The organism is Streptomyces sp. NPDC048248 (assembly GCF_043201875.1).
GTDB lineage: Bacteria > Actinomycetota > Actinomycetes > Streptomycetales > Streptomycetaceae > Streptomyces.
On record NZ_JBICZL010000003.1, the window covers coordinates 316,082 to 335,460 of the forward strand.

Genomic DNA, 19,379 nt, shown 5'->3' on the forward strand with positions numbered 1-19,379 from the left:
AGCGCGCCGCCAAGGCCGCCCACTCCACGGCCAAGCCCACCAAGTCCACGGCCGGGCCCGCCAAGCGCGCCGCCAAGCCCGCCAAGCCCGCCAAGCCCGCCACGTCCGCCGAGCCCACCACCGGAGCCGCCAAGTGACGAGTCCTGGGCGTACCGAACGCCTGGTCCTGCCGGGTGTGCTCACCGCCGAACAGGCTGCCCGTACGGTCGCCGGCATCATGGCGATCCAGCGCGAGGACGGCGCGATCCCCTGGTTCCGCGGGCACCACCTCGATCCGTGGGACCACACCGAGGCCGCCATGGCCCTGGACGCGGCCGGCGAGCACGAGCGCGCCGAGGCCGCGTACGACTGGCTGGTGCGCACCCAGAACAAGGACGGCTCCTGGTACGCGGCCTACGCCGACGGAGACGCCGAGGCGCCGACCGACCGTGGCCGGGAGACCAACTTCTGCGCCTACATCGCGGTCGGCGTCTGGCACCACTTCCTGTCCACCGGCGACGAGACGTTCCTCGACCGCATGTGGCCTGCGGTCTTCGCGGCCATCGAGTACGTCCTGGAACTCCAGCAGCCGGGTGGGGAGATCGGCTGGAAGCGGGAGGACGACGGCACCCCCGTCACCGACGCGCTGCTGACCGGTTCGTCCTCGGTCTACCAGGCGCTGCGCTGTGCCCTCGCCCTCGCCGACCAGCGCGAGGAGCCGCAGCCCGACTGGGAACTGGCCGTCGGGCGCCTCGGCCACGCGATACGCCGCCACCCAGAGCGGTTCCTGGACAAGGCCCGCTACTCCATGGACTGGTACTACCCCGTCCTGGGCGGCGCGGTGCGCGGCGCGGACGCCAGGGAACGGATCGACGCGGAGTGGGAGCGCTTCGTCGTGCCGGGACTCGGCGTGCGCTGTGTGCTGCCCAACCCCTGGGTCACCGGCGGTGAGAGCGCCGAACTGGCCCTCGCCCTCTGGGCGATGGGGGAGTCCGAGCGTGCCGTGCAGATCCTGAAGTGGATGCAGCATCTGCGCGCCGAGGACGGCATGTACTGGACCGGCTACGTCTTCGACGACGACGCGATCTGGCCCCGTGAACTCACCTCCTGGACCGCCGGGTCGCTGCTGCTCGCGGTAGCCGCCCTGGGAGGCGACGAGGCCACCACATCGGTCTTCGGCGGCGAGTGGCTGCCCACCGGCCTCGCCCCGGACTGCTGCCGCGCCTAGGCCGCCGGTGCCGCCCGGGAGGGGGACGGGCGGCACCGGGCCAGCCCGCCCATGGGGCATGCCGCGGCCCGCAAATTGACAAGCCGCGCGGGCCGGCCGCGCACTACTGTGCCGCCATGACTCTCCGCGGCTCCCTCTCCCATGAGCGCTATTGCGCCGAACTCCTCGCCGAGACCGACAGATTCAGGGAACTCGTACGCACGGGCGATCTCGCCGCCAAGGTGCCGACCTGTCCCGCGTGGACGCTGTCCGATCTCGCCCGGCATGTGGGCGGCGCGCACCGCTGGGCCGGTGTGCTGGTCGCCACCCGCGCCACCGAGAACGTCGAGGACGACGACGTCCCGTTGGGCGACGGCCCCGACGGGAACGACGCCGCCGCCCTGGACGCCTGGCTCGCCGAGGGCGTCGAGCAGACCGTGGGGGCACTGCGCGAGGCCGGTCCCGAGGCCGAGGTGTGGACGTGGTCGCCGGTGCGGCGGACGCGGTTCTGGGCCCGCAGGATGACCCACGAGACGGCGATCCACCGGGCCGACGCGGCCCTTGCGACCGACGCCGGCTACGAGCTCGCGCCCGAGGTGGCCGCCGACTGCCTGGAGGAGTGGCTCCAGTTGTGCGCCCTTCCGGAGATGGCCGCGGAGCAGGGGGAGGGCGACGACCCGCTGTTCGGCCCCGGCCGCAGCATCCACCTGCACGCCACCGACACCCCGCCCGAGCTGAACGCCGAATGGGTCCTCGACCTCACGGGCGACCGGCTCGTCCACCGCCGCAGCCACGAGAAGGCCGCCGTCGCGCTGCGCGGCCCGCTCACCGACCTCCTGATGGTCCTCTACCGCCGGCTGCCCGCCGACAGCGACCGCGTCGAGGTGTTCGGCGACCGCGCACTGCTCGACCTGTGGCTGGAGCGCGCTTCCTTCGAATGAGCCGGTGCGGTCCGCGCAGCCGCGGGACGCCTCAGGAGTTGAGCTCGGCCAGCACGCGCAGGGTGTGCGGGTCGGGAGCGGTGACCAGCAGGTCGGTGACCGGTCCCGCCCGCCACAACTCCAGGCGCTCAGCGATACGTTCCCGCGGCCCCACCAACGAGATCTCGTCGGCGAACGCGTCCGGAACGGCGAGCACCGCCTCCTCCTTGCGGCCCTGGAGGAAGAGCTCCTGCACCTGCCGGGCCTCCTCCTCGAAGCCCATCCGTGCCATCAGGTCGGCATGGAAGTTGCGGGTCGCGTGCCCCATCCCGCCGATGTAGAAGCCGAGCATCGCCTTGACCGGCAGCAGCCCCTCGCTGACGTCGTCGCAGACCACGGCTCGCGCCATCGGGGCGATGAGGAAGCCCTCCGGGGCGTCCTCCAGGGATGCCCGGTAGACCTCGGTACGCAGCGGTGACCAGTACAGCGGCAGCCAGCCGTCCGCGATGCGGGTGGTCTGCGCGATGTTCCTGGGGCCCTCCGCGCCGAGCAGGACGGGCAGTTCGGCGCGCAGGGGGTGCGTGATGGGCTTGAGCGCCCGGCCCAGGCCGGTGCCGTCCGGACCGCGGTAGGGGTGCGGGTGGAAGAGCCCGTCCGCCTCCACCGGGCCCTCGCGGCGCAGGACCTGCCGGATCACGTCCACGTACTCCCGTGTCGCGGTCAGCGGGCTCTTGGGGAACGGCCGCCCGTACCACCCCTCGACGACCTGCGGGCCCGAAAGGCCGAGCCCCAGCAGGACCCGGCCGCCGGAGAGGTGATCGAGGGTGAGGGCGTGCATCGCGGTGGCGGTGGGGGTGCGCGCGGCCATCTGCGCGATACCGGTGCCCAGTTTCATGCGTGAGGTGTGCGCGGCGATCCAGGTGAGCGCGGTGAACGCGTCCGAACCCCAGGACTCCGCGGTCCACACCGAGTCGTAGCCCAGGCGCTCCGCCTCGCGGGCGAGTTCGAGATGCCGGGGGTCGGGGCCGCGGCCCCAGTAGCCCAGCGCCAGCCCGAGTCGCATGCCCGCCCCTCTCCGCCGGTGTGTCCGGCCGCGCCACCACCGTATGCTGACGGTTCGTCAGATGCGACCGGTCCGGCGACTGTACGACCCGGCGGCGGACAGCGCAACGGCCCCCCGCCCGCGAGGGCGAGGGGCCGCGAAAGGACCGCGGTGCGTCCGGCGTCAGCCGCGCTGGATGCCGGTGGTGTCCTGCAGGACGCCACGCCGGCCGTCCTGGGTCTGCGCGATCAGGGCCTGGCCGCGCTGCTCCACCGCGAGGTACCAGGTGCCGGGCGCCAGTTCGGCGATCGGCTGCGGCGAGCCGTCCTCGCCGTACAGCGGGCGCGCGACGGGCACCGCGAACCAGAACGGCGCGAAGTCGGCCGGGCCGCCGGCCGCCGGGGTGGCGCCCTGCGGGCCGCCGGCCGTGGCGCCGGCCGGGGCCTGCTGGCCGCCGTAGGACTGCGGGTCGGGCTGCTGCTGGCCGCCCGGGTAGCCGTAGCCCTGGCCCGCGGGCTGCTGCTGCGCGCCGGGGTAGCCGTAACCGGGGTTGGGGCCCGCGCCGTACGGGGACGGGGTCGCCGGCTTCGGGGGGCCGACGAGGGCGGCCTTGAGGGCGGGCACCAGCGGGGTGGCGACGGCCGCGCCGGCCAGGGCGAGCGCGCCGATCAGACCGAGGATCAGGCCCGCGGAGGCGCCCTCACTGTCGATGATCGTCCAGAACGCGGTCCACGCCGCGAAGATGGCCAGCGAGACGCCGACCTGCTGGAGTTCGAGTCCGGCGACCTTGCGCGGCTGCGGCAGGGCGCGGGAGACCACGATCAGGGCGGCGGCGATGACACCGGCGAGGTACACGCTCATCAGCAGGGACAGGGCGTCCCAGGCGTTCGGGCCGGAGGTCGACTCGGGGCAGAACTTGCCGACGCAGGTGTCGCCGGTCGAGTAGAGCTCGAGGAACGAGGCGATGAACAGCAACACCGCTGCTCCGATCACCACGCCGTCGCCTCGAGTGAGGGAGCGGATGTTCACGTAAGGGTCCTTTGTCGGTTTCGTGGTTCTGGTCGTCGCTGTCGCTGGCGCGCGGTGCGAGGCACGGGCGGTGGCCCCCCATCGTAAAGGGGAACCTATCGTCGAATCCGCCGGGCCGTCGTGTGGGTTTCGGGATGGTTTCGGCAGCGGTATCGGAGGGCGTATCGGCGGGCGTTTCACCGGCCGCTGTCAGTGCGTCAAGAAGTCCGTAATGCCCTCGGTGATCCCGCGCGCCGCCTTTTGCCGCCACTGCGCGTCGGTCAATTGCGCGGCGTCCTTCGCATCGCGCATATTGCCGCACTCGAGGAACACCTTGGGCACCTTCGAGAGGTTGAGGCCGCCGAGATCGGAGCGTACGTCCAGGCCGGTGCCGCCCCCGATGTAATTGGAGGGAGCACTTCCGGTTACTGCCACGAACCGGCCGGCCAGCCGCTCGCCCAGTTCCCGCGAGGGCGCCACGATCGCCGTGGTGTCCGCGGCGCCCGCGGTGACACGGGAGGGCAGGATGACGTGGAAGCCGCGGTTGCCCGTCCCCGAGCCGTCGGCGTGCAGGGAGACGACGGCATCGGCGTGGGCCTTGTTCCCGGTGGCCGCGCGTTCGTCGACGCACGGCCCGTACGGACGGTCGCCGTCCTGGGTGAACACGACCTCGGCTCCCCGGTCCTGGAGGAGGGTGCGGGTGCGGCGGGCGAGGTCGAGGGTGAAGGCCGCCTCGGCGTAACCGTCGTTGGTGGAGGTGCCGGTGGTGTCGCACTCCTTGTGCGCGTTGCCGATGTCGACCTGTCGCGCGATCTCCCGGCCGTGGTCGCGGTTGCGCGGGTTGTGACCGGGGTCGACCACCACGACCTTGCCCTTGAGGCTGCCGCCCGGTCGCGGGGTGCCGGAGCCGTCCCCGGAACCGCCGGTCTTCCCGGCGTCGGCGCCGTCCCCGCCCTCGTCGGGCTCGGCGTGCGGGTCGCCCGCGCCGCCGTGCCCGGCCTTGCCGCCGGAGGCGTCGGCGCCGTCGCCCGATGACGTACTCGGGGCCGGCTGCGCGCCCGGTGGTGGCGCGCCGCCGGCGTCGCCCGAGGACCGCCAGAGCAGCCAGCCGGCGGCGCAGGCGGCCACCAGGACGGCCAGCGTCACGGCGAGGGCGCGGCGCAGGGGGCGGTGCGGGGGGAAAGTGCTGCCGTTGGACACGTCCGCGATCGTAGCCCGCTCAGATGCCGGGGCCGGTGCGCCGCAGGACGTGCAGGGACCCGTGCTCCGAGATCTCCGTGAAGGCGCCGGAGTCCAGGGCCCTGCGGTAGATGCGGTACGGGGCCTGGCCGCCGTCCGCCGGGTCAGCGAAGACGTCGTGGATGACGAGCAGTCCGCCGGGGGCGACGTGCGGGGCCCAGCCCTCGTAGTCGGCGGTGGCGTGCTCGTCGGTGTGCCCGCCGTCGATGAAGACCAGGCCGACCGGGGCCCGCCACAGGGCCGCGGCCTGCGGCGACCGCCCGACCAGGGCGATCACCTGCTCCTCCAGCCCGGCCGCGTGCAGGGTCCTGCGGAAGGTGGGCAAGGTGTCCATCTGTCCGACCTCGGGGTCGACGACCGTCGGGTCGTGGTACTCCCAGCCCGGCTGCTGCTCCTCGCTGCCCCGGTGGTGGTCGACGGTGACCGCCATCACGCCCGCGCCGCGCGCCGCGTCCGCGAGCAGGATCGTGGACCTGCCGCAGTAGGTGCCGACCTCCACCAGCGGCAGCCCGAGCGCCCCCGCCTCCGCAGCCGCCGCGTACAGGGCGAGGCCCTCGTCCACGGGCATGAAGCCCTTCGCCGCCTCGAACGCGGCGAGAATCTCCGGCTGCGGAGCTGTGGGAGCCGTGGGAGCGGCCATGGACTTCCTCCTGGGGTGCGGTCAGGGGGCTCATGCTGCCGTACGGCGCACGCCGGGCGATGTGCGGGTACCGGCCGCCGGCGCATTTCGCTGTCAGAACAGCGGTTCGTATTTCCGGTGGGGCGTTTCCGGGATGCCCGATAGCGGTGAATTCGCGCGGGGCCCGGCCGGTGCGGCCGGAATGGCGGGCGTGCGCCGGAATTCACCCGACCGTTTCCGGTGCGCAGCCGAGCCGTTCCCTGTCGAATGCGGACTGTTCGCGCCCGGAAAGCGGTGCGGGTCGGGCCGATTGCGGAATCAACTCCGACAAAGAGGTCGATCATCGTTCGATCCGCTCCTGACCTTCCGTCAGATTGGAACGTGTTCTAGTCTGCCCCGCATGGGCATCGGAATCACACAGGAGCACCGTGACCTGGCAGAGGCGACGCGCCGCTGGGCCGCCCGCACCGTGCCACCCGAAGAACTGCGCAGCCTGCTCGACACCGGGCCGCCCGGCAGTCCCGGCCGCCCTGCCCATGGGAAACAGCTCGTCGCACAGGGCCTGGTCGGACTGCACCTTCCCGAAGGCGACGGCGGAGGCGGCGGCGAACTCCTCGACCTGGCCGTCGTGCTGGAGGAGCTGGGCCGCGCCGCCTTCCCCGGCCCGTACCTGCCCACCGCCCTGGCCGCCGAACTCCTCCACCGCGGCGGCCCCCGGCACCTCGTACGCGCCCTGGCCACCGGTGAGCGCATCGGCGCCGTCGCACTCGGAGCCGGCTCGCTCACCGCCGTCGAAGGGGCCGGCGGCTACCTCCTCGACGGCACCGCGCCCCCCGTCCTGTCCGGCGGCGAGGCGGATCTGCTCCTGCTTGCGGCGGAGACGTCCGCCGGCACCGTCTGGCTCGCGGCCGACGCCGAGGCCCTGACCGTTCGGTCCCAGGAGAGCGCCGACCCCACCCGGCCGACCGCCGAGGTGAGCGCCGCCGGCGTGCTGATACCCGGCGACCGGCTGCTGAGCGTCGACACCGCTCTCGTCCGCGACCTGGCCGGGCTGTTGTTCGCCGCCGAATCCTGCGGCACCGCCGCCTGGTCCCTGCGCACCGCCGCGGAACACGCCGCGGTGCGCGAGCAGTTCGGCCGCCCCATCGGCCAGTTCCAAGCGGTCAAGCACCTGTGCGCCGACATGCTCGTCCGCTGCGAACAGGCCCGCGCCCTCGTCTGGGACGCCGCACGCGCCTGCCACGAGCCGCCCGAAAACCGCGGCCTGGTCGCCGCGCTGGCCACCGCGACCGCCCTGGACGCCGCCTTCAGCTGTGCCAAGGACTGCATTCAGATCCTCGGCGGCATCGGCTTCACCTGGGAGCACGACGCCCACCTCCACCTGAGGCGGGCGACCGTGGCCCGCCAGCTTCTCGGCGGCGGCGACACCCACCGGCTCCGCGCCGCCCGTCACGCCGCCGACGGCGCCCGCCGCGCACTGCGGCTGGAACTCCCGGCCGAGGCGGACGGTTACCGCGCCGACGCCCGTGCGGTCATCGGCGAAGTGCGCGGCCTGGAACCGGCGGCCGTCCGCCGTGCGCTGGCCCCCAGCGGGTATGCCGCCCCGCACCTCCCCGAGCCCTACGGACTGGGCGCGGGTCCCGTCCAACAGCTCGCCGTCCAGCAGGAACTGGCAGCCGCCGGGGTCAAGGTCAGCGACCTGGGCATCGCCACCTGGGTGGTGCCCTCGCTCCTCGCCCACGGCACCGAGGAGCAAAAGCAGCGCTACCTGCTGCCGTCGCTGCGCGGTGACCTCCTGTGGTGCCAGCTCTTCTCCGAACCGGAGGCCGGCTCGGACCTGGCGTCCCTGCGCACCCGCGCGGAACGGACCGACGACGGCTGGCGGATCAACGGTCAGAAGGTGTGGACCTCAGCCGCCCAGTGGGCGGGGCACGGGATCCTGCTCGCCCGCACGGATCCCACCGCGCCCAAGCACCGTGGACTGACCTTCTTCGTCGTCGACATGCAAAGCCCCGGCATCGACATCCGCCCGCTGAAGGAGATCACCGGCGACGCGCTCTTCAACGAGGTCTACTTCGACGACGTGCTGCTGCCCGCGGACGCGGTCGTCGGCGAGGTCGACAACGGCTGGGCGGTCGCCCGCACCACCCTGGACAACGAACGCGTCCACATGGCCGACCAACTGACCTTCGACACCGGTCTGCAGGCCCTCATCGATCGCTCCGCGGGCCTGGACGGTGCGCTGCGCGCGCGTATCGGCGCACTCGCCGCCGAGGCCCACGCGCTGGGCTGCATCGGGCTGCGCACCACCCTCCAGCAGGTCTCGGGCCTGGAGCCGGGCGCCGGCGCAAGCATCCGCAAGCTGGTGCAGACCCCGCACCAGCAGAAGGTCGCCGAGCTGGCGCTGGAGCTGCTCGGGCCGGACGGCGCGGTGCGCGAGGGCGCGGGCGAGCGGGCGCTGCACGGCTTCTTGATGTCGCGCTGCCTGACCATCGCCGGCGGTACCACCCAGGTCCAGCTGAACGTCGTCGCCGAGCGGCTGCTCGGTCTGCCGCGCGACCCCGAGCCCCGCCCCCTCGTCTGACTCTCCCAGGAGGACACGCATGGCCGGCAAGGCGTACATCATCGGTGTCGGAATGACCCCGTTCACCAAGCCCGAGACCCGCGAACAGCAATACTGGGACATGGCGAAGGAAGCGGGCGGCAACGCGCTCGCCGACGCAGGGATCGGCTACGAGGACGTCGAGCAGGTGCCGGTCGGCTACTGCTACCAGACCTCGACGGCCGGCCAGCGCGCTGTGTACGAACTGGGGCTGACCGGCGTACCGGTCTACAACGTCAACAACAACTGCGCGACCGGCTCCACCGCGTTGATGATGGCGCGTCAGTTCGTCGAGGCGGGCATCAACGACTGTGTGCTGGCACTCGGCTTCGAGAAGATGAAGCGCGGTGCGCTGGGCGGCGGCGCGGACAGCGGCGATTTCGCCACCTCACCGGTCGCCCGGCACTACGGCGTGATGGCGGCCGGCCACGGCTTCGAGATGACCCCGCCCACTGCGCAGATCTTCGGCAACGCCGCCCGCGAGCACATGGCGCGCTACGGCACCACCGAGGAGCAGCTCGCCGCGGTCGGCGCCAAGAACCACCGGCACTCGGCGCACAACCCCTACGCCCAGTTCCGGGACGTCCACACGGTCGAGGAGGTCCTCGCCGCCAAGACCATCCACCGGCCGCTGACCCGGCTCCAGTGCTCGCCGACCTCGGACGGCTCGGCCGCGGCCGTCGTCGCCTCCGAGCGGTTCGTGCGCGCCCACGGGCTGGAGGAGCGGGCGGTGGAGATCGCCGCCCAGGCCATGACGACGGACACCGAGGACAGCTTCGCCGCCGGCTCCTGCATCGACGTGGTCGGCAAGCCGATGTCGCGGGCCGCGGCCCGTCAGGTCTACGCCGCGAGCGGCCTCGGCATCGAGGACGTGGACGTCATCGAGCTGCACGACTGCTTCTCCGTCAACGAACTGCTCACGTACGAGGCGCTGGGCATGTGCGCGGACGGCGAGTCGGGCAAGCTCGTCGCGGACGGCGCCACCACCTACGGAGGGCGCTGGGTGGTCAACCCGTCCGGCGGCCTGATCTCCAAGGGCCACCCCCTGGGCGCGACCGGGCTGGCACAGGCCGCGGAGCTGGTGTGGCAGCTCCGCGGCACGGCGGGGGAGCGGCAGGTCCCCGGCGCCCGGATCGGCCTCGCCCACAACATCGGGTTGGGCGGCGCGGCGGTGGTCACCTTGCTGCGCAAGTGACGGCCGCGCATGCGGCATCGGCGCCGATCACGAGTCAGCCGAGGTCGGCCGCGGAGGGGACGACGACACCGTAGAGGTCCTCCACGGTCGCAAGCGCGCTGTGGTGGATCTGTTCGGCGCTCATCTCGACACCTGCGCCGCGCAGGGGGCGGGTGGCGCAGGCATCCGCGACGACGGTGGGCCGGTTGCCGCGCAGGAAAGCGCCCTGGGCGGTGAAGGCCACGCACATGTGGGTCATGAACCCGGCGATGACGACGTCCGTCCTGCCGGCGGCCTCGACGCGGTCGGCGAGGTCGGTGCCGTGGAAGGCGTCGGGTGCCTGCTTGACGACAACGTTCTCGCCGTCGACGGGGGCCACGCGCGGGTGGATCCGGCCGATCTCGGCCGTGATGTCGTAGGGCGTTCCCTCGCCGCCGTCGTGGATGACGTGGATGACCGTCGCACCGGCTTCGCGGGCCCGGTCGAGAAGCAGGGCGGCGGCGTCGAGCGCGCTCCGCCAGCCCGCCAGCTCCATCACGCCCTGGGTGTAGGTGTTCTGGTAGTCGATCAGGATCACGGTCGCGTCGGAGAGCTTCGCGGGCGTCTCGTCCAGGCCGTTGAGGGCGCGCAGGGTCGTCGTGGTCACAAGGGTCCCGTCTTCAGGGGTGGTTGGGGAGCGGCCCACCCGTCCGGTGGGCCTCCAGGAACGCTACGGACCCGGCAGAGTGTCGGCAATGTCATCTAGGATGCAGATCCGGACATGGCTGTCGAGGAGGCCGCATGACCAGCCCGGAACGCTCCGTCGTCATCGTCGTGTTCGACGGTGTGGATCTGCTCGACGTCACCGGGCCGCCGGAGGTGTTCTCCCTCGTGCGGCGGGAGAGCGACGACGGCGGCGGCTACCGCGTCCGTCTGGCCGCCGAGAACCTGGCGCCGGTCACCACATCGGCCGGCGTGCGCATAGTGCCCGACATCACCTTCGAGGAGGCCGCGGCGATGAGCATCGACACGCTGCTGGTCCCCGGCTCCGTGGAGGTCGACGACGAGCGCCGTATCCACCCGGTCGCCGACCCGGACACCGTCGACCGGGTGGCGACCCTCGCCGGCCGCTCGCGCCGCGTCGCCTCCGTCTGCGTCGGCGCGCATCTCCTCGCCGCGGCCGGGCTCCTCGACGGAAAGCGCGCCACCACGCACTGGTCGACGGCACCCCGGCTCGCCGCCGACCATCCGGAGGTCGAGGTCGACGCCGAACCGATCTTCATCCGCGACGGCAACGTGTGGACCGGCGCGGGCATCAGCTCCTGCCTGGACCTGTCCCTCGCCCTGGTCGCCGAGGACTTCGGTGAGATCGTCGCGTTGCGCGTGGCCCGCCAGCTCGTGATGTACCTCAAGCGGTCCGGTGGGCAGAGTCAGTTCAGCGTCCCGCTGGAGCCCGTCTCCACGACGCGGCGTATCGAGGACCTGCGCCACCACATCATGCGCCACCTCGACGAGCGGCTCACCACGGCGGACCTCGCCGCCCACGCGCACGTCGGAGAACGGCAGCTCGCCCGCATCTTCAAGGCGGAACTCGGTATGACCCCCGCCGTCTACATCGAGTCGGCACGCGTCGAGCGGGCGCGCCACCAGCTGGAAACCACTGACGTCACCCTCGAACGTCTGGCGTCTCTCTGCGGGTTCGGAACCACCGACACCCTCGTCCGGGCGTTCCGCCGCACCCTCAACACCACACCGACCGAGTACCGGCTCCGCTTCCGGGCCGCCCGCGCCTGATCCCGTTCCCCGGGCCTACGGGCTCCGGGTCCCGAGTCCTAGGTCCTCGGTCATGTGCGGGGTGCACCGATATGCCGATGCGGCTGATGCGTGACGGATGCGAGCATGGCCCGCATGCCCCCGATAGCCACCCCCACCACGCTGTCCGAGACCTCGCGCAGGGCGCACGCACCGGCCTGGCTGGTGACACTGCTGGTTTGCGCGGGGCAGTTCCTCGTCGTACTCGACGTCTCCGTCGTCAACGTCGCCATGCCCGCCGTACGGTCCGGTCTGGGTCTGAGCGAACTGGGCCTGCAGTGGGTCGTCAACGCGTACGTCATCACCTTCGCGGGCTTCATGCTGCTCGGCGGCCGGATCGCCGACATCTTCGGACGCAAGCGGGTTTTCGTCCTCGGGCTCGCCCTCTTCACCCTCGCGAGCCTGGGCGGCGGGCTCGCCCGGGAGCCCTGGCAGTTGATCGCGGCCCGCACCGTGCAGGGCGTCGGCGCGGCCGTGCTCTCCCCGGCGACCCTCACGATCCTGACCACGTCGTTCCCGGCGGGCGCGGCCCGCACCCGGGCGATCGCGACCTGGACGGCGGTCGGCGCGGGCGGCGGGGCGGTGGGCGGCCTGGTCGGCGGGCTGCTCACCGAGTTCCTGTCCTGGCGGTGGGTGCTGTTGATCAATGTGCCGGTCGGCGCGCTCGTCCTGGCCGGCGCGGTCCGCTGGCTCGCCGAGAGCCGGCGCGCCGCCGCCCGGCGGCTGGACATCCCCGGCGCGCTGCTGGTGACCGGCGGCCTGGGGCTGGTGGCGTACGGCATCGTGCACACCGAGACGGACGGCTGGACCTCGGCGCCCACGCTGCTGCCGCTGATGGCCGGACTGGTCGTCGTCGCGGCCTTCATCGCCGTCGAGGCACGCGCCAAGGCGCCGCTGATGCCGCTGGGGCTCTTCCGGCTGCGTTCGGTCTCCTCGGCCAACGCGGCGATGGTGCTGACCGGCGCCGCGATGTTCTCGATGTGGTACTTCCTGTCGCTCTACATGCAGAACGTGCTCGCCTATACGCCGCTGCAGGCCGGTCTGTCGTTCATCCCGCACTCCCTGAGCATCGTGCTGGGCTCGAAGATCGCCCCGCGGCTGATGAGCCGCCTGGGCGCCAAGACGCTGGCCGTCCTCGGGGCGATGGTCTCCGCTTCCGGCATGTTCTGGCAGGGCACGATGGGCGCCGACGGGACCTACCTCGGCACCATCCTGGGCCCCGGCATCCTGATGGCGTTCGGTGCCGGCCTGACCGCGACGCCGGTCGCCTCCATCGCCACGTCCGGCGCCGACCCGGACGATCAGGGACTGGTCTCCGGCCTGATCAACACCTCGCGCCAGATGGGCGGCGCACTGGGCCTTTCGATTCTGTCCACGGTCGCCGCCTCCCGCATGGAGGGCGGCCACGGCCGGTCCGCGCCGGTCAGCGGCTACGGCCTGGCGTTCCACGTCGGGGGACTCGTGCTCGTCGCCGCCATCGTGCTGATGGTCGTCGCCCTGCCCCGGCGGCGGGCGGACGTCGCACACTGAGCGGGGAGCGGGACGAGGCCCGGTACGGCTTCCCGGACACGGGCCGGACACGATTCGGGCGCGGCTCCCGGCGGCCGCGCGGACACGTGCCCCGGCCTACAACCAGCCGTTACGGCGGGCCGCCCGCACGGCCTCCATACGGTTGCGGGTGCCGGTCTTGCCGATGGCCGCCGAGAGGTAGTTGCGGACGGTGGCCTGGGACAGGTGCAGCTTGCCGGCGATATCGGCGACGGTCGCCCCGTCCACGGCCGTGGTCAGGACATCGCGCTCGCGCTGGGTGAGCGGGTTTGGCCCGGCGCTCAACGCTGCGGCGGCCAGCCCCGGGTCGATCACCCGCTCCCCGGCGAGCACCCGCCGGATCGCCGCCGCCAGCTCCTCCACCGGGCCGTCCTTCACCAGGAAGCCGGACGCTCCTGCTTCCATCGCGCGGCGCAGATAGCCGGGCCGCCCGAAGGTCGTCACGATCAGCACCTTGCAGGACGGCAGCTGCTCGCGCAGCTCGGCGGCGGCGTCCAGGCCGCTGCGGCCGGGGAGTTCGATGTCCAGCAGAGCGATGTCGGGACGGGCGTCGAGGGCCGCGGGAAGCACCGCGTCACCCGCGGCGACCTGCGCGACGACCTCCATGTCCTCCTCCAGGTCGAGCAGCAGCGCCAGCGCGCCCCGCATCATTCCCTGGTCCTCGGCCAGCAGGACCTTGATCACCTGGTCAACTCCTCCGCATCCGCCAACTCATCCGCCCCTAGGGGCAGTTCGGCCGTGACCCGGAAGCCGCGACGGCCGTCGGCCCCGCTGTGCAGCGTGCCGCCCGCCACGGCCAGCCGCTCCGCCAGCCCCTTCAGACCGGTGCCGCCCACCGAACCGGTGCCGCCCACCGGGCCCGCGCCGGCCGCGGCGTCCTCGGCGCTCCGCCCGGAGCCGTGCGGTGTGCCGTGCCGTGCGCCCGTCCCGTGGCCGCGAAGCCGGGCCGGACCGGGCGGCTCGGCAGCACCGGAGCTTACGGGACCGCGCCCGTCGTCCGTGATCGTCAGCCGTACGCGGTCGGTGTCGGCGGACACCTCGATCTCGCAGTGGGTGGCACCGCTGTGCCGGACGGTGTTGGTGACGCCCTCGCGGATCACCCAGCCGAGCAGCGCCCCGGTATGCGGCGGCAACGGCGGCCCGGAGCGGCGTACGACGGACTCGATGCCGGCCGCCTCCAGCACCGAACGGGCCTTGTCCAGCTCGGTGCTCAGGCTCCCCTCGCGATAGCCGGTGACCGCCTCACGGATCTCCGTCAGCGCCTGCCGGCCGACCGCCTCGATGTCGGCGGCCTGGCCCAGCGCCGCGTCCAGGTCACGCGGCGCCAGCCGGCGCACCGCCTCGGCCTTGACCACCACCACGGACAGGGTGTGTCCCAGCAGATCGTGCAGATCGCGGGAGAACCGCAGCCGCTCCTTCTCCACGGCGCTGCGGGCCAGCTCCTGACGTGTGGTCCGCAGCTCCTGGATGGTGTCGAACAGGCTCAGGACCGTGGCGGTCACCATGCCGGAGAGGAAGGTGCCGTACCCGATGCCGAAGGAGCCCCAGGGGTCGTCGTCGTGCCATCCCGCCAGGAACCCGGCCGAGCCGCTGAGCGTGACCAGCCAGAAGGCGAGCTTCTTGCCGCGCAACGCCCGCACCGTGCCGGAGGCCAGCGACAGCAGCGGGAAGAACAGGAACCAGTTGCCGCCGAAGCCGAGCGCGATCGCGTACGTCAGCGCGGTCAGCGCCGCCAGGCCGTAGAGGGGGGAGCGGGAGTCGCGCCGCCTCGGGTCGAAGGAGGCGAAGACCACGCCGATGTAGAGGGAGTTGAAGGCGAGCAGTCCGGCGCCGGCCAGCCACGGGTTGCCCGTCTTGCCCTGAATGATGTTGGAGAACGCTCCCAGGCCCATCAGCAGCCAGGGCAGGAAGGCGTACCGGCCCGGCCCCTGGTCCGTGTCCTCGCCGGATTTCTCCCGCTTGCACGACCATGCGCGCTTCCCGCCACCCGGTTCGGCACCGCGGTCCCGCTGCTCGCTCCGCTGCACTGTGACTTCCTCGGTCGTCATGGCCACCGCCGATCACACCGTGCGTGCGGCCCGACGGTACGCGTACACCGCATATCCGCCGAAGAGTGCCAGCCACGCCGCCAGCACCGCCACTGTGGTGACACCGGGCGCGCTGCCGTGCGTGATGCTCACGCCGAGGTCGGCGAAGCGCCGGGCGGGAGTCCAGACGGAGAGCGAGCGCAGCCAGTCGGGGAACGCCTCGACCGGGAACCAGAGTCCGCCGATGATCGAGAGCAGCAGCAGGCAGCCGGTGTTGATCAGCCCGGTGGCCTGCGAGGAGAGGCGGTAGCCGTTGCCGAGGCCCAGCAGGGTGAAGGGTGCGGTGCCCGCCCAGAGGACGAGGACCAGCGCCGCCCACTGCCAGACCGGCATCCGGACGCCGTTGACCAGCGCGCCCACCAGCAGCACCACGGCGATGGCCGGCAGCACCGTCACCGAACCCGTCAGCCCGCGGCCCACCACCACCCGCGCAGGGCTGAGGGGGGTGATCCGCAGCTGCCGCAGCCAGCCCAGACTCTTGTCCTCGGCGACGCCGGTGCCGGTGCCGATGGCTGCGCCGAGCGCGCCGTACGCGGCCATCCCGACCATCGCGGAGACCTTCCACTCCATCGAGGCACCGCCGGGGCCCGTGCCGATGTTGGTGAACAGCAGATACATGAGCACCGGCATGCCGATGCCGAAGATCACAAAGCCCTTGTCGCGCAGCGTGCGCCGGACTTCGAGCCGGATGTAGTCGAGCATCACGCAAGCTCCTTGGCGGACGACGCGGACGACGCGGACGGGGTGGCGGGGGTGGACGACGGGGAGGGCGCGGACGCGGCGGGGACGGCAGCGGCCGTGCCGGAAGCCCCGGTGGTGGAGGTCAGTGACAAGAACGCGTCCTCCAGGCTCGCGGGAGCCACCTCCAGACCGCGGACGAGGCCCAGTCCGGCCAGCGCCAGCACCGTCGCGTCCGAATCGGAGGTACGCAGCATCGCGCGGTCGCCGCGCACTTCGAGTGCGGTCACCCCGGGCAGGTCGGGGAGCGGCCCGGTCGGGGCCCCGGCGAGGTCGAAGGCGACCAGCGACCCGCCGGCCCGCCGCTTGATCGCCTCGCTGCTGCCGTCGGCGACGACCCGCCCGCGGTCGATCACCACGATCCGGTCGGCGTGGTCGTCGGCCTCCTCCAGGTAGTGGGTGGAGAACAGGATGGTGTTGCCGCGCCGCGCGTACGCCCGCATCGAGCGCCAGAACGCCCGGCGCGCCTCGACGTCCAGCGCCGCGGTCGGCTCGTCAAGCACCAGCAGTTCGGGGTTGCCGGCAAGCGCCACCGCGAAGCGGACCCGCTGGGCCTGCCCGCCGGACAGCTTGTCCACCCGGCGCCCGCCGAACTCACCGAGCCCGGCCAGCTCAAGGGTCTCGGTGACGTCCATCGGCCGCGGGTAGGTGGCCGCCACGAAGGTGATCAGTTCGCGGACCGAGACCCGGGGGATCGGTTTGCCGTCCTGCAGCATCGCGCCCACCCTGCCCGCCCGCACCGTCCGCTCCGGCTCCTCGCCGAACAGCCGCACCGCTCCCGAGTCGGGCGGCAGCAGCCCCAGCAGCATGCTGATGGTGGTGGACTTGCCGGCGCCGTTACGGCCCAGCAGGGCCACCGTCTCGCCGGCCGCGACCTCCAGATCCAGTCCGTCCACGGCCCGCACGGCGCCGTAACTCCGGGTGACTCCGGAGAACCGCACCGCCGCGCCGGACCTGCCGCGTCCGTCCGCCCCGCTCGCCCCGCCTGTCTTCGTCATGTCTTGGACGCTACGGAGCGTATGCACCTCGCGGCAGATGCGAATGTGGGCGATCCCCCCTGACAAATGTCATGGGTCGGCCGCCCGGGTGCGCCCGATACCAAATCTGACAATGCGTCAGGGGCTTTCGGGTGCCGGGCGGATCGGCTATACATGAGACCCATCGGCTAGAACGCGTTCTAGAAGTGTGCCGACCGTGTCGACCGCCCCGGCCGCGCCGCCCCGGCCGCGCCGCCGCGGCCGCGCCCGACCGGCCCGACCGCACTGACAGGGCGCCACCCGCCGACCGGATACGACCCCGGCACGGCCGACGGTGCGGACGGCCGGGCCGGGGTCTTCACACCGTGGTGAAGGAGCAACAGCCCGATGCCCATCGACGCCGCCAAGGCCACCTCCGCCGAGCCGCGGACCACCGAACTCGCCTGGGACCACAAGGACGTCCAGCTCTACCACCTCGGTATCGGAGCCGGCGCGCCCACACCGGAGCGGCCGCACCCGGCCACCGACCCCGACGAGCTGCGCTACACCCTGGAGAGCGCACTGCATGTGCTGCCCAGCTTCGCGACCGTCGCGGGCGGCGGCATGGCAGTCGCCGGCGGCCTCTCCGCCCCCGGTATCGACGTCGACCTCGCCGCCGTGCTGCACGGCGGCCAGACCGTCACCGTGCACCGCGCCCTGCCGGTGCGCGGCAGCGCCATCCAGACCTCCACCGTCCCGGCCGTCCACGACAAGACCAAGGCCGCCGTCATCGTGCTGCGCTCCGAAGTCGCCGACGCGGACGGCCCGCTGTGGACCTGCGACACCCAGATCTTCGTGCGCGGCGAGGGCGGGTTCGGTGGCGACCGTGGCCCCTCCGACCGCCTCGAACTCCCCGAACGCGCCCCCGACCTCACCACCGAGCGGCTCATCCGCGAGGACCAGGCGCTGCTCTACCGCCTGTCCGGGGATTGGAACCCGCTGCACGCCGACCCGGAATTCGCGAAACTCGCCGGCTTCGACCGGCCGATCCTGCACGGCCTGTGCTCCTACGGCGTCACGCTCAAGGCCGTCGTCGACACGGCGCTGGGCGGCGACGTCTCCCGCGTCGGCTCGTACAGCACACGCTTCGCCGGTGTGGTCTTCCCGGGCGAGACCCTGCGGATCCGGATGTGGCGTGACGCTCCCGGGCCCGGCCGCATCCAGGTGTCGGTCACCGCCGTGGACCGCGACGACGCCCCCGTCCTCGCCGACACCGTCATCACCCACAGCTGACACCGCGGCCGTCCGCCGACCGCCCGTCGCACCGCCCGCACCGTCCGTACGTACGTACGAGAGGAGCCACACCGTGCGCGCAGCCGTACAGCATGAGACAGGACAGGACAAACTCGAAGTCCTCGATGACGTCGAGGCGGTGGGCTTCGGCCCCGGCAAGGTCAAGATACGGATACGGGCGACCGGCCTGTGCCATTCGGACCTCTCCGCGATGAGCGGCGTACTGCCGCAGCCCGCACCCTTCGTCCCCGGACATGAGGGCGCCGGCGAGATCCTCGACGTCGGCGACGGCGTGACCGGCCTTCGGCAGGGTGATCGCGTGCTGATGTGCTGGCTGCCGGCCTGCGGCGGCTGCCCGTCCTGCAAGCGGGGCCAGACCCATCTGTGCATGGCCGGCTTCATGAACGCGGGAACCCCCAACTTCCGCCGCACGGACGGTGGTTCCACCGACGTCTTCGGCTTCGCGGGCACCGGGACCTTCGCGGAGGAGGTCGTCGTCGGGGCGAACTGCGCGGTCCCCATCCCCGACGACCTGCCCTACGAGATCGCCGCCCTGATCGGCTGCGGCGTCACCACCGGCCTCGGGGCGGCCCTCAACACCGCCGAGGTGAAGGCCGGATCCTCGGTCGCCGTCATCGGCTGCGGCGGCGTCGGCATCTCCACCATCCAGGGCGCCCGCGCCTGCGGTGCCGCCCAGATCATCGCCGTCGACCCGGTGGCCGCACGCCGCGAGGCGGCCCTGCGGTTCGGCGCCACCGAAGCCGTCGCCCCGGAGGAACTCGCCGACGCCAAGGCCAGGATCACCGCGGGGGAAGGCTTCGACTACGTCTTCGAGGTCGTCGGCAAGTCCGCCACCGCCCGCACCGCCTACGAGACGACGCGCCGCGGCGGCACCCTGTGCGTGGTGGGCGCGGGAGCCATGGACGACACCTTCCAGGTCAACATGTTCGAGCTGTTCTTCGACGAGAAGCGGATCCTGCCGTCGCTCTACGGCGGCGGGGACGTGCTGCGCTCCTACGAGCGCGCCATCGCCCTGTGGCGGGCCGGCCGGATCGACCTGGAAGGGCTGATCACCCATCGCGTCCGGCTCGCCGAGATCAACGACGCCCTCGACCAGATGCGCACCGGTACCTCGCTGCGCACCTGCATCGAGATCTGACCCGTACGACATCCGAC

The 19,379-nt window shown here is 72.5% G+C and carries 17 protein-coding genes; 8 read left to right on the forward strand and 9 right to left on the reverse strand.

Going from position 1 to position 19,379, the window contains the following annotated elements:
• The first annotated feature begins 133 nt into the window (after positions 1-133).
• Both ACGFZW_RS07485 and ACGFZW_RS07490 read left to right on the forward strand, forming a co-directional pair.
• Positions 134-1,207, forward strand: coding sequence for a prenyltransferase (locus tag ACGFZW_RS07485; protein WP_393892086.1), 1,074 nt, complete (start codon positions 134-136; stop codon positions 1,205-1,207).
• A 116-nt stretch (positions 1,208-1,323) separates the two neighbouring features.
• On the forward strand, positions 1,324-2,127 hold the full coding sequence (locus tag ACGFZW_RS07490) for a maleylpyruvate isomerase family mycothiol-dependent enzyme (protein ID WP_393892087.1): 804 nt from the start codon (positions 1,324-1,326) through the stop codon (positions 2,125-2,127).
• Positions 2,128-2,158: 31 nt separating this feature from the next.
• Here the strand turns inward: ACGFZW_RS07490 and ACGFZW_RS07495 are convergent, their stop codons facing one another.
• From ACGFZW_RS07495 to ACGFZW_RS07510, 4 genes are all read right to left on the reverse strand, one after another.
• Positions 2,159-3,169: an LLM class F420-dependent oxidoreductase gene (locus tag ACGFZW_RS07495; protein WP_393892088.1), complete on the reverse strand. Its 1,011-nt coding sequence runs from the start codon at positions 3,167-3,169 to the stop codon at positions 2,159-2,161.
• Positions 3,170-3,331: 162 nt separating this feature from the next.
• Positions 3,332-4,177 carry a hypothetical protein gene (locus tag ACGFZW_RS07500; protein WP_393892089.1) on the reverse strand — a complete coding sequence of 282 codons (846 nt, stop codon included), beginning with the start codon at positions 4,175-4,177 and terminating at the stop codon, positions 3,332-3,334.
• A 189-nt stretch (positions 4,178-4,366) separates the two neighbouring features.
• The gene (locus ACGFZW_RS07505) at positions 4,367-5,356 is read right to left on the reverse strand and encodes an N-acetylmuramoyl-L-alanine amidase (protein WP_393892090.1); all 990 of its coding nucleotides are present in this window, start codon (positions 5,354-5,356) and stop codon (positions 4,367-4,369) included.
• A 19-nt stretch (positions 5,357-5,375) separates the two neighbouring features.
• Positions 5,376-6,035 (reverse strand): class I SAM-dependent methyltransferase, encoded by a 660-nt coding sequence (locus ACGFZW_RS07510; protein WP_393892091.1) that lies wholly within the window; start codon positions 6,033-6,035, stop codon positions 5,376-5,378.
• 379 nt (positions 6,036-6,414) lie between these two features.
• On the opposite strand from ACGFZW_RS07510, the gene ACGFZW_RS07515 reads away from it, so the two are divergent.
• Both ACGFZW_RS07515 and ACGFZW_RS07520 read left to right on the forward strand, forming a co-directional pair.
• The gene (locus ACGFZW_RS07515; RefSeq protein ID WP_393892092.1) at positions 6,415-8,598 is read left to right on the forward strand and encodes an acyl-CoA dehydrogenase; all 2,184 of its coding nucleotides are present in this window, start codon (positions 6,415-6,417) and stop codon (positions 8,596-8,598) included.
• A 19-nt stretch (positions 8,599-8,617) separates the two neighbouring features.
• Positions 8,618-9,811 (forward strand): lipid-transfer protein, encoded by a 1,194-nt coding sequence (locus ACGFZW_RS07520; RefSeq protein ID WP_393892093.1) that lies wholly within the window; start codon positions 8,618-8,620, stop codon positions 9,809-9,811.
• 34 nt (positions 9,812-9,845) lie between these two features.
• On the opposite strand, the gene ACGFZW_RS07525 is transcribed toward ACGFZW_RS07520, so the two are convergent.
• Entirely contained in the window at positions 9,846-10,436 is a 591-nt protein-coding gene (locus tag ACGFZW_RS07525) for a cysteine hydrolase family protein (RefSeq protein WP_393892094.1), read from the reverse strand.
• 134 nt (positions 10,437-10,570) lie between these two features.
• Here ACGFZW_RS07525 and ACGFZW_RS07530 point away from each other — a divergent pair, with 134 nt between their 5' ends.
• On the forward strand, positions 10,571-11,563 hold the full coding sequence (locus ACGFZW_RS07530) for a GlxA family transcriptional regulator (protein ID WP_393892095.1): 993 nt from the start codon (positions 10,571-10,573) through the stop codon (positions 11,561-11,563).
• Positions 11,564-11,668: 105 nt separating this feature from the next.
• Positions 11,669-13,111 (forward strand): MFS transporter, encoded by a 1,443-nt coding sequence (locus ACGFZW_RS07535; RefSeq protein WP_393892096.1) that lies wholly within the window; start codon positions 11,669-11,671, stop codon positions 13,109-13,111.
• A gap of 96 nt (positions 13,112-13,207) precedes the next feature.
• Here the strand turns inward: ACGFZW_RS07535 and ACGFZW_RS07540 are convergent, their stop codons facing one another.
• From ACGFZW_RS07540 to ACGFZW_RS07555, 4 genes are read right to left on the reverse strand one after another with little or no spacing between them, the layout of a single operon-like run.
• Positions 13,208-13,813, reverse strand: a complete 606-nt coding sequence (locus ACGFZW_RS07540; protein ID WP_393892097.1) for a response regulator — start codon at positions 13,811-13,813, stop codon at positions 13,208-13,210.
• On the reverse strand, positions 13,810-15,177 hold the full coding sequence (locus ACGFZW_RS07545; protein WP_393892098.1) for a histidine kinase: 1,368 nt from the start codon (positions 15,175-15,177) through the stop codon (positions 13,810-13,812). The genes ACGFZW_RS07540 and ACGFZW_RS07545 overlap by 4 nt, the downstream gene beginning before the upstream one ends.
• A 12-nt stretch (positions 15,178-15,189) precedes the next feature.
• The gene (locus ACGFZW_RS07550; RefSeq protein WP_393892099.1) at positions 15,190-15,918 is read right to left on the reverse strand and encodes an ABC transporter permease; all 729 of its coding nucleotides are present in this window, start codon (positions 15,916-15,918) and stop codon (positions 15,190-15,192) included.
• Positions 15,918-16,952: an ABC transporter ATP-binding protein gene (locus tag ACGFZW_RS07555; RefSeq protein ID WP_393892100.1), complete on the reverse strand. Its 1,035-nt coding sequence runs from the start codon at positions 16,950-16,952 to the stop codon at positions 15,918-15,920. The genes ACGFZW_RS07550 and ACGFZW_RS07555 overlap by 1 nt, the downstream gene beginning before the upstream one ends.
• A gap of 366 nt (positions 16,953-17,318) precedes the next feature.
• Between ACGFZW_RS07555 and ACGFZW_RS07560 the strand changes: the two genes are divergently transcribed.
• Entirely contained in the window at positions 17,319-18,203 is an 885-nt protein-coding gene (locus tag ACGFZW_RS07560) for a MaoC/PaaZ C-terminal domain-containing protein (RefSeq protein WP_393892101.1), read from the forward strand.
• 73 nt (positions 18,204-18,276) lie between these two features.
• The gene (locus tag ACGFZW_RS07565; RefSeq protein WP_393892102.1) at positions 18,277-19,362 is read left to right on the forward strand and encodes a Zn-dependent alcohol dehydrogenase; all 1,086 of its coding nucleotides are present in this window, start codon (positions 18,277-18,279) and stop codon (positions 19,360-19,362) included.
• Positions 19,363-19,379: the final 17 nt, after the last annotated feature.

Coding starts and splice junctions, on each gene's coding strand:
- ACGFZW_RS07490 (WP_393892087.1), top strand. CDS start 1,324: ATGACTCTCCGCGGCTCCCTCTCCCATGAGCGCTATTGCGCCGAACTC.
- ACGFZW_RS07495 (WP_393892088.1), bottom strand. CDS start 3,169: ATGCGACTCGGGCTGGCGCTGGGCTACTGGGGCCGCGGCCCCGACCCC.
- ACGFZW_RS07510 (WP_393892091.1), bottom strand. CDS start 6,035: ATGGCCGCTCCCACGGCTCCCACAGCTCCGCAGCCGGAGATTCTCGCC.
- ACGFZW_RS07515 (WP_393892092.1), top strand. CDS start 6,415: ATGGGCATCGGAATCACACAGGAGCACCGTGACCTGGCAGAGGCGACG.
- ACGFZW_RS07520 (WP_393892093.1), top strand. CDS start 8,618: ATGGCCGGCAAGGCGTACATCATCGGTGTCGGAATGACCCCGTTCACC.
- ACGFZW_RS07530 (WP_393892095.1), top strand. CDS start 10,571: ATGACCAGCCCGGAACGCTCCGTCGTCATCGTCGTGTTCGACGGTGTG.
- ACGFZW_RS07535 (WP_393892096.1), top strand. CDS start 11,669: ATGGCCCGCATGCCCCCGATAGCCACCCCCACCACGCTGTCCGAGACC.
- ACGFZW_RS07545 (WP_393892098.1), bottom strand. CDS start 15,177: ATGACGACCGAGGAAGTCACAGTGCAGCGGAGCGAGCAGCGGGACCGC.
- ACGFZW_RS07550 (WP_393892099.1), bottom strand. CDS start 15,918: ATGCTCGACTACATCCGGCTCGAAGTCCGGCGCACGCTGCGCGACAAG.
- ACGFZW_RS07555 (WP_393892100.1), bottom strand. CDS start 16,952: ATGACGAAGACAGGCGGGGCGAGCGGGGCGGACGGACGCGGCAGGTCC.
- ACGFZW_RS07560 (WP_393892101.1), top strand. CDS start 17,319: ATGCCCATCGACGCCGCCAAGGCCACCTCCGCCGAGCCGCGGACCACC.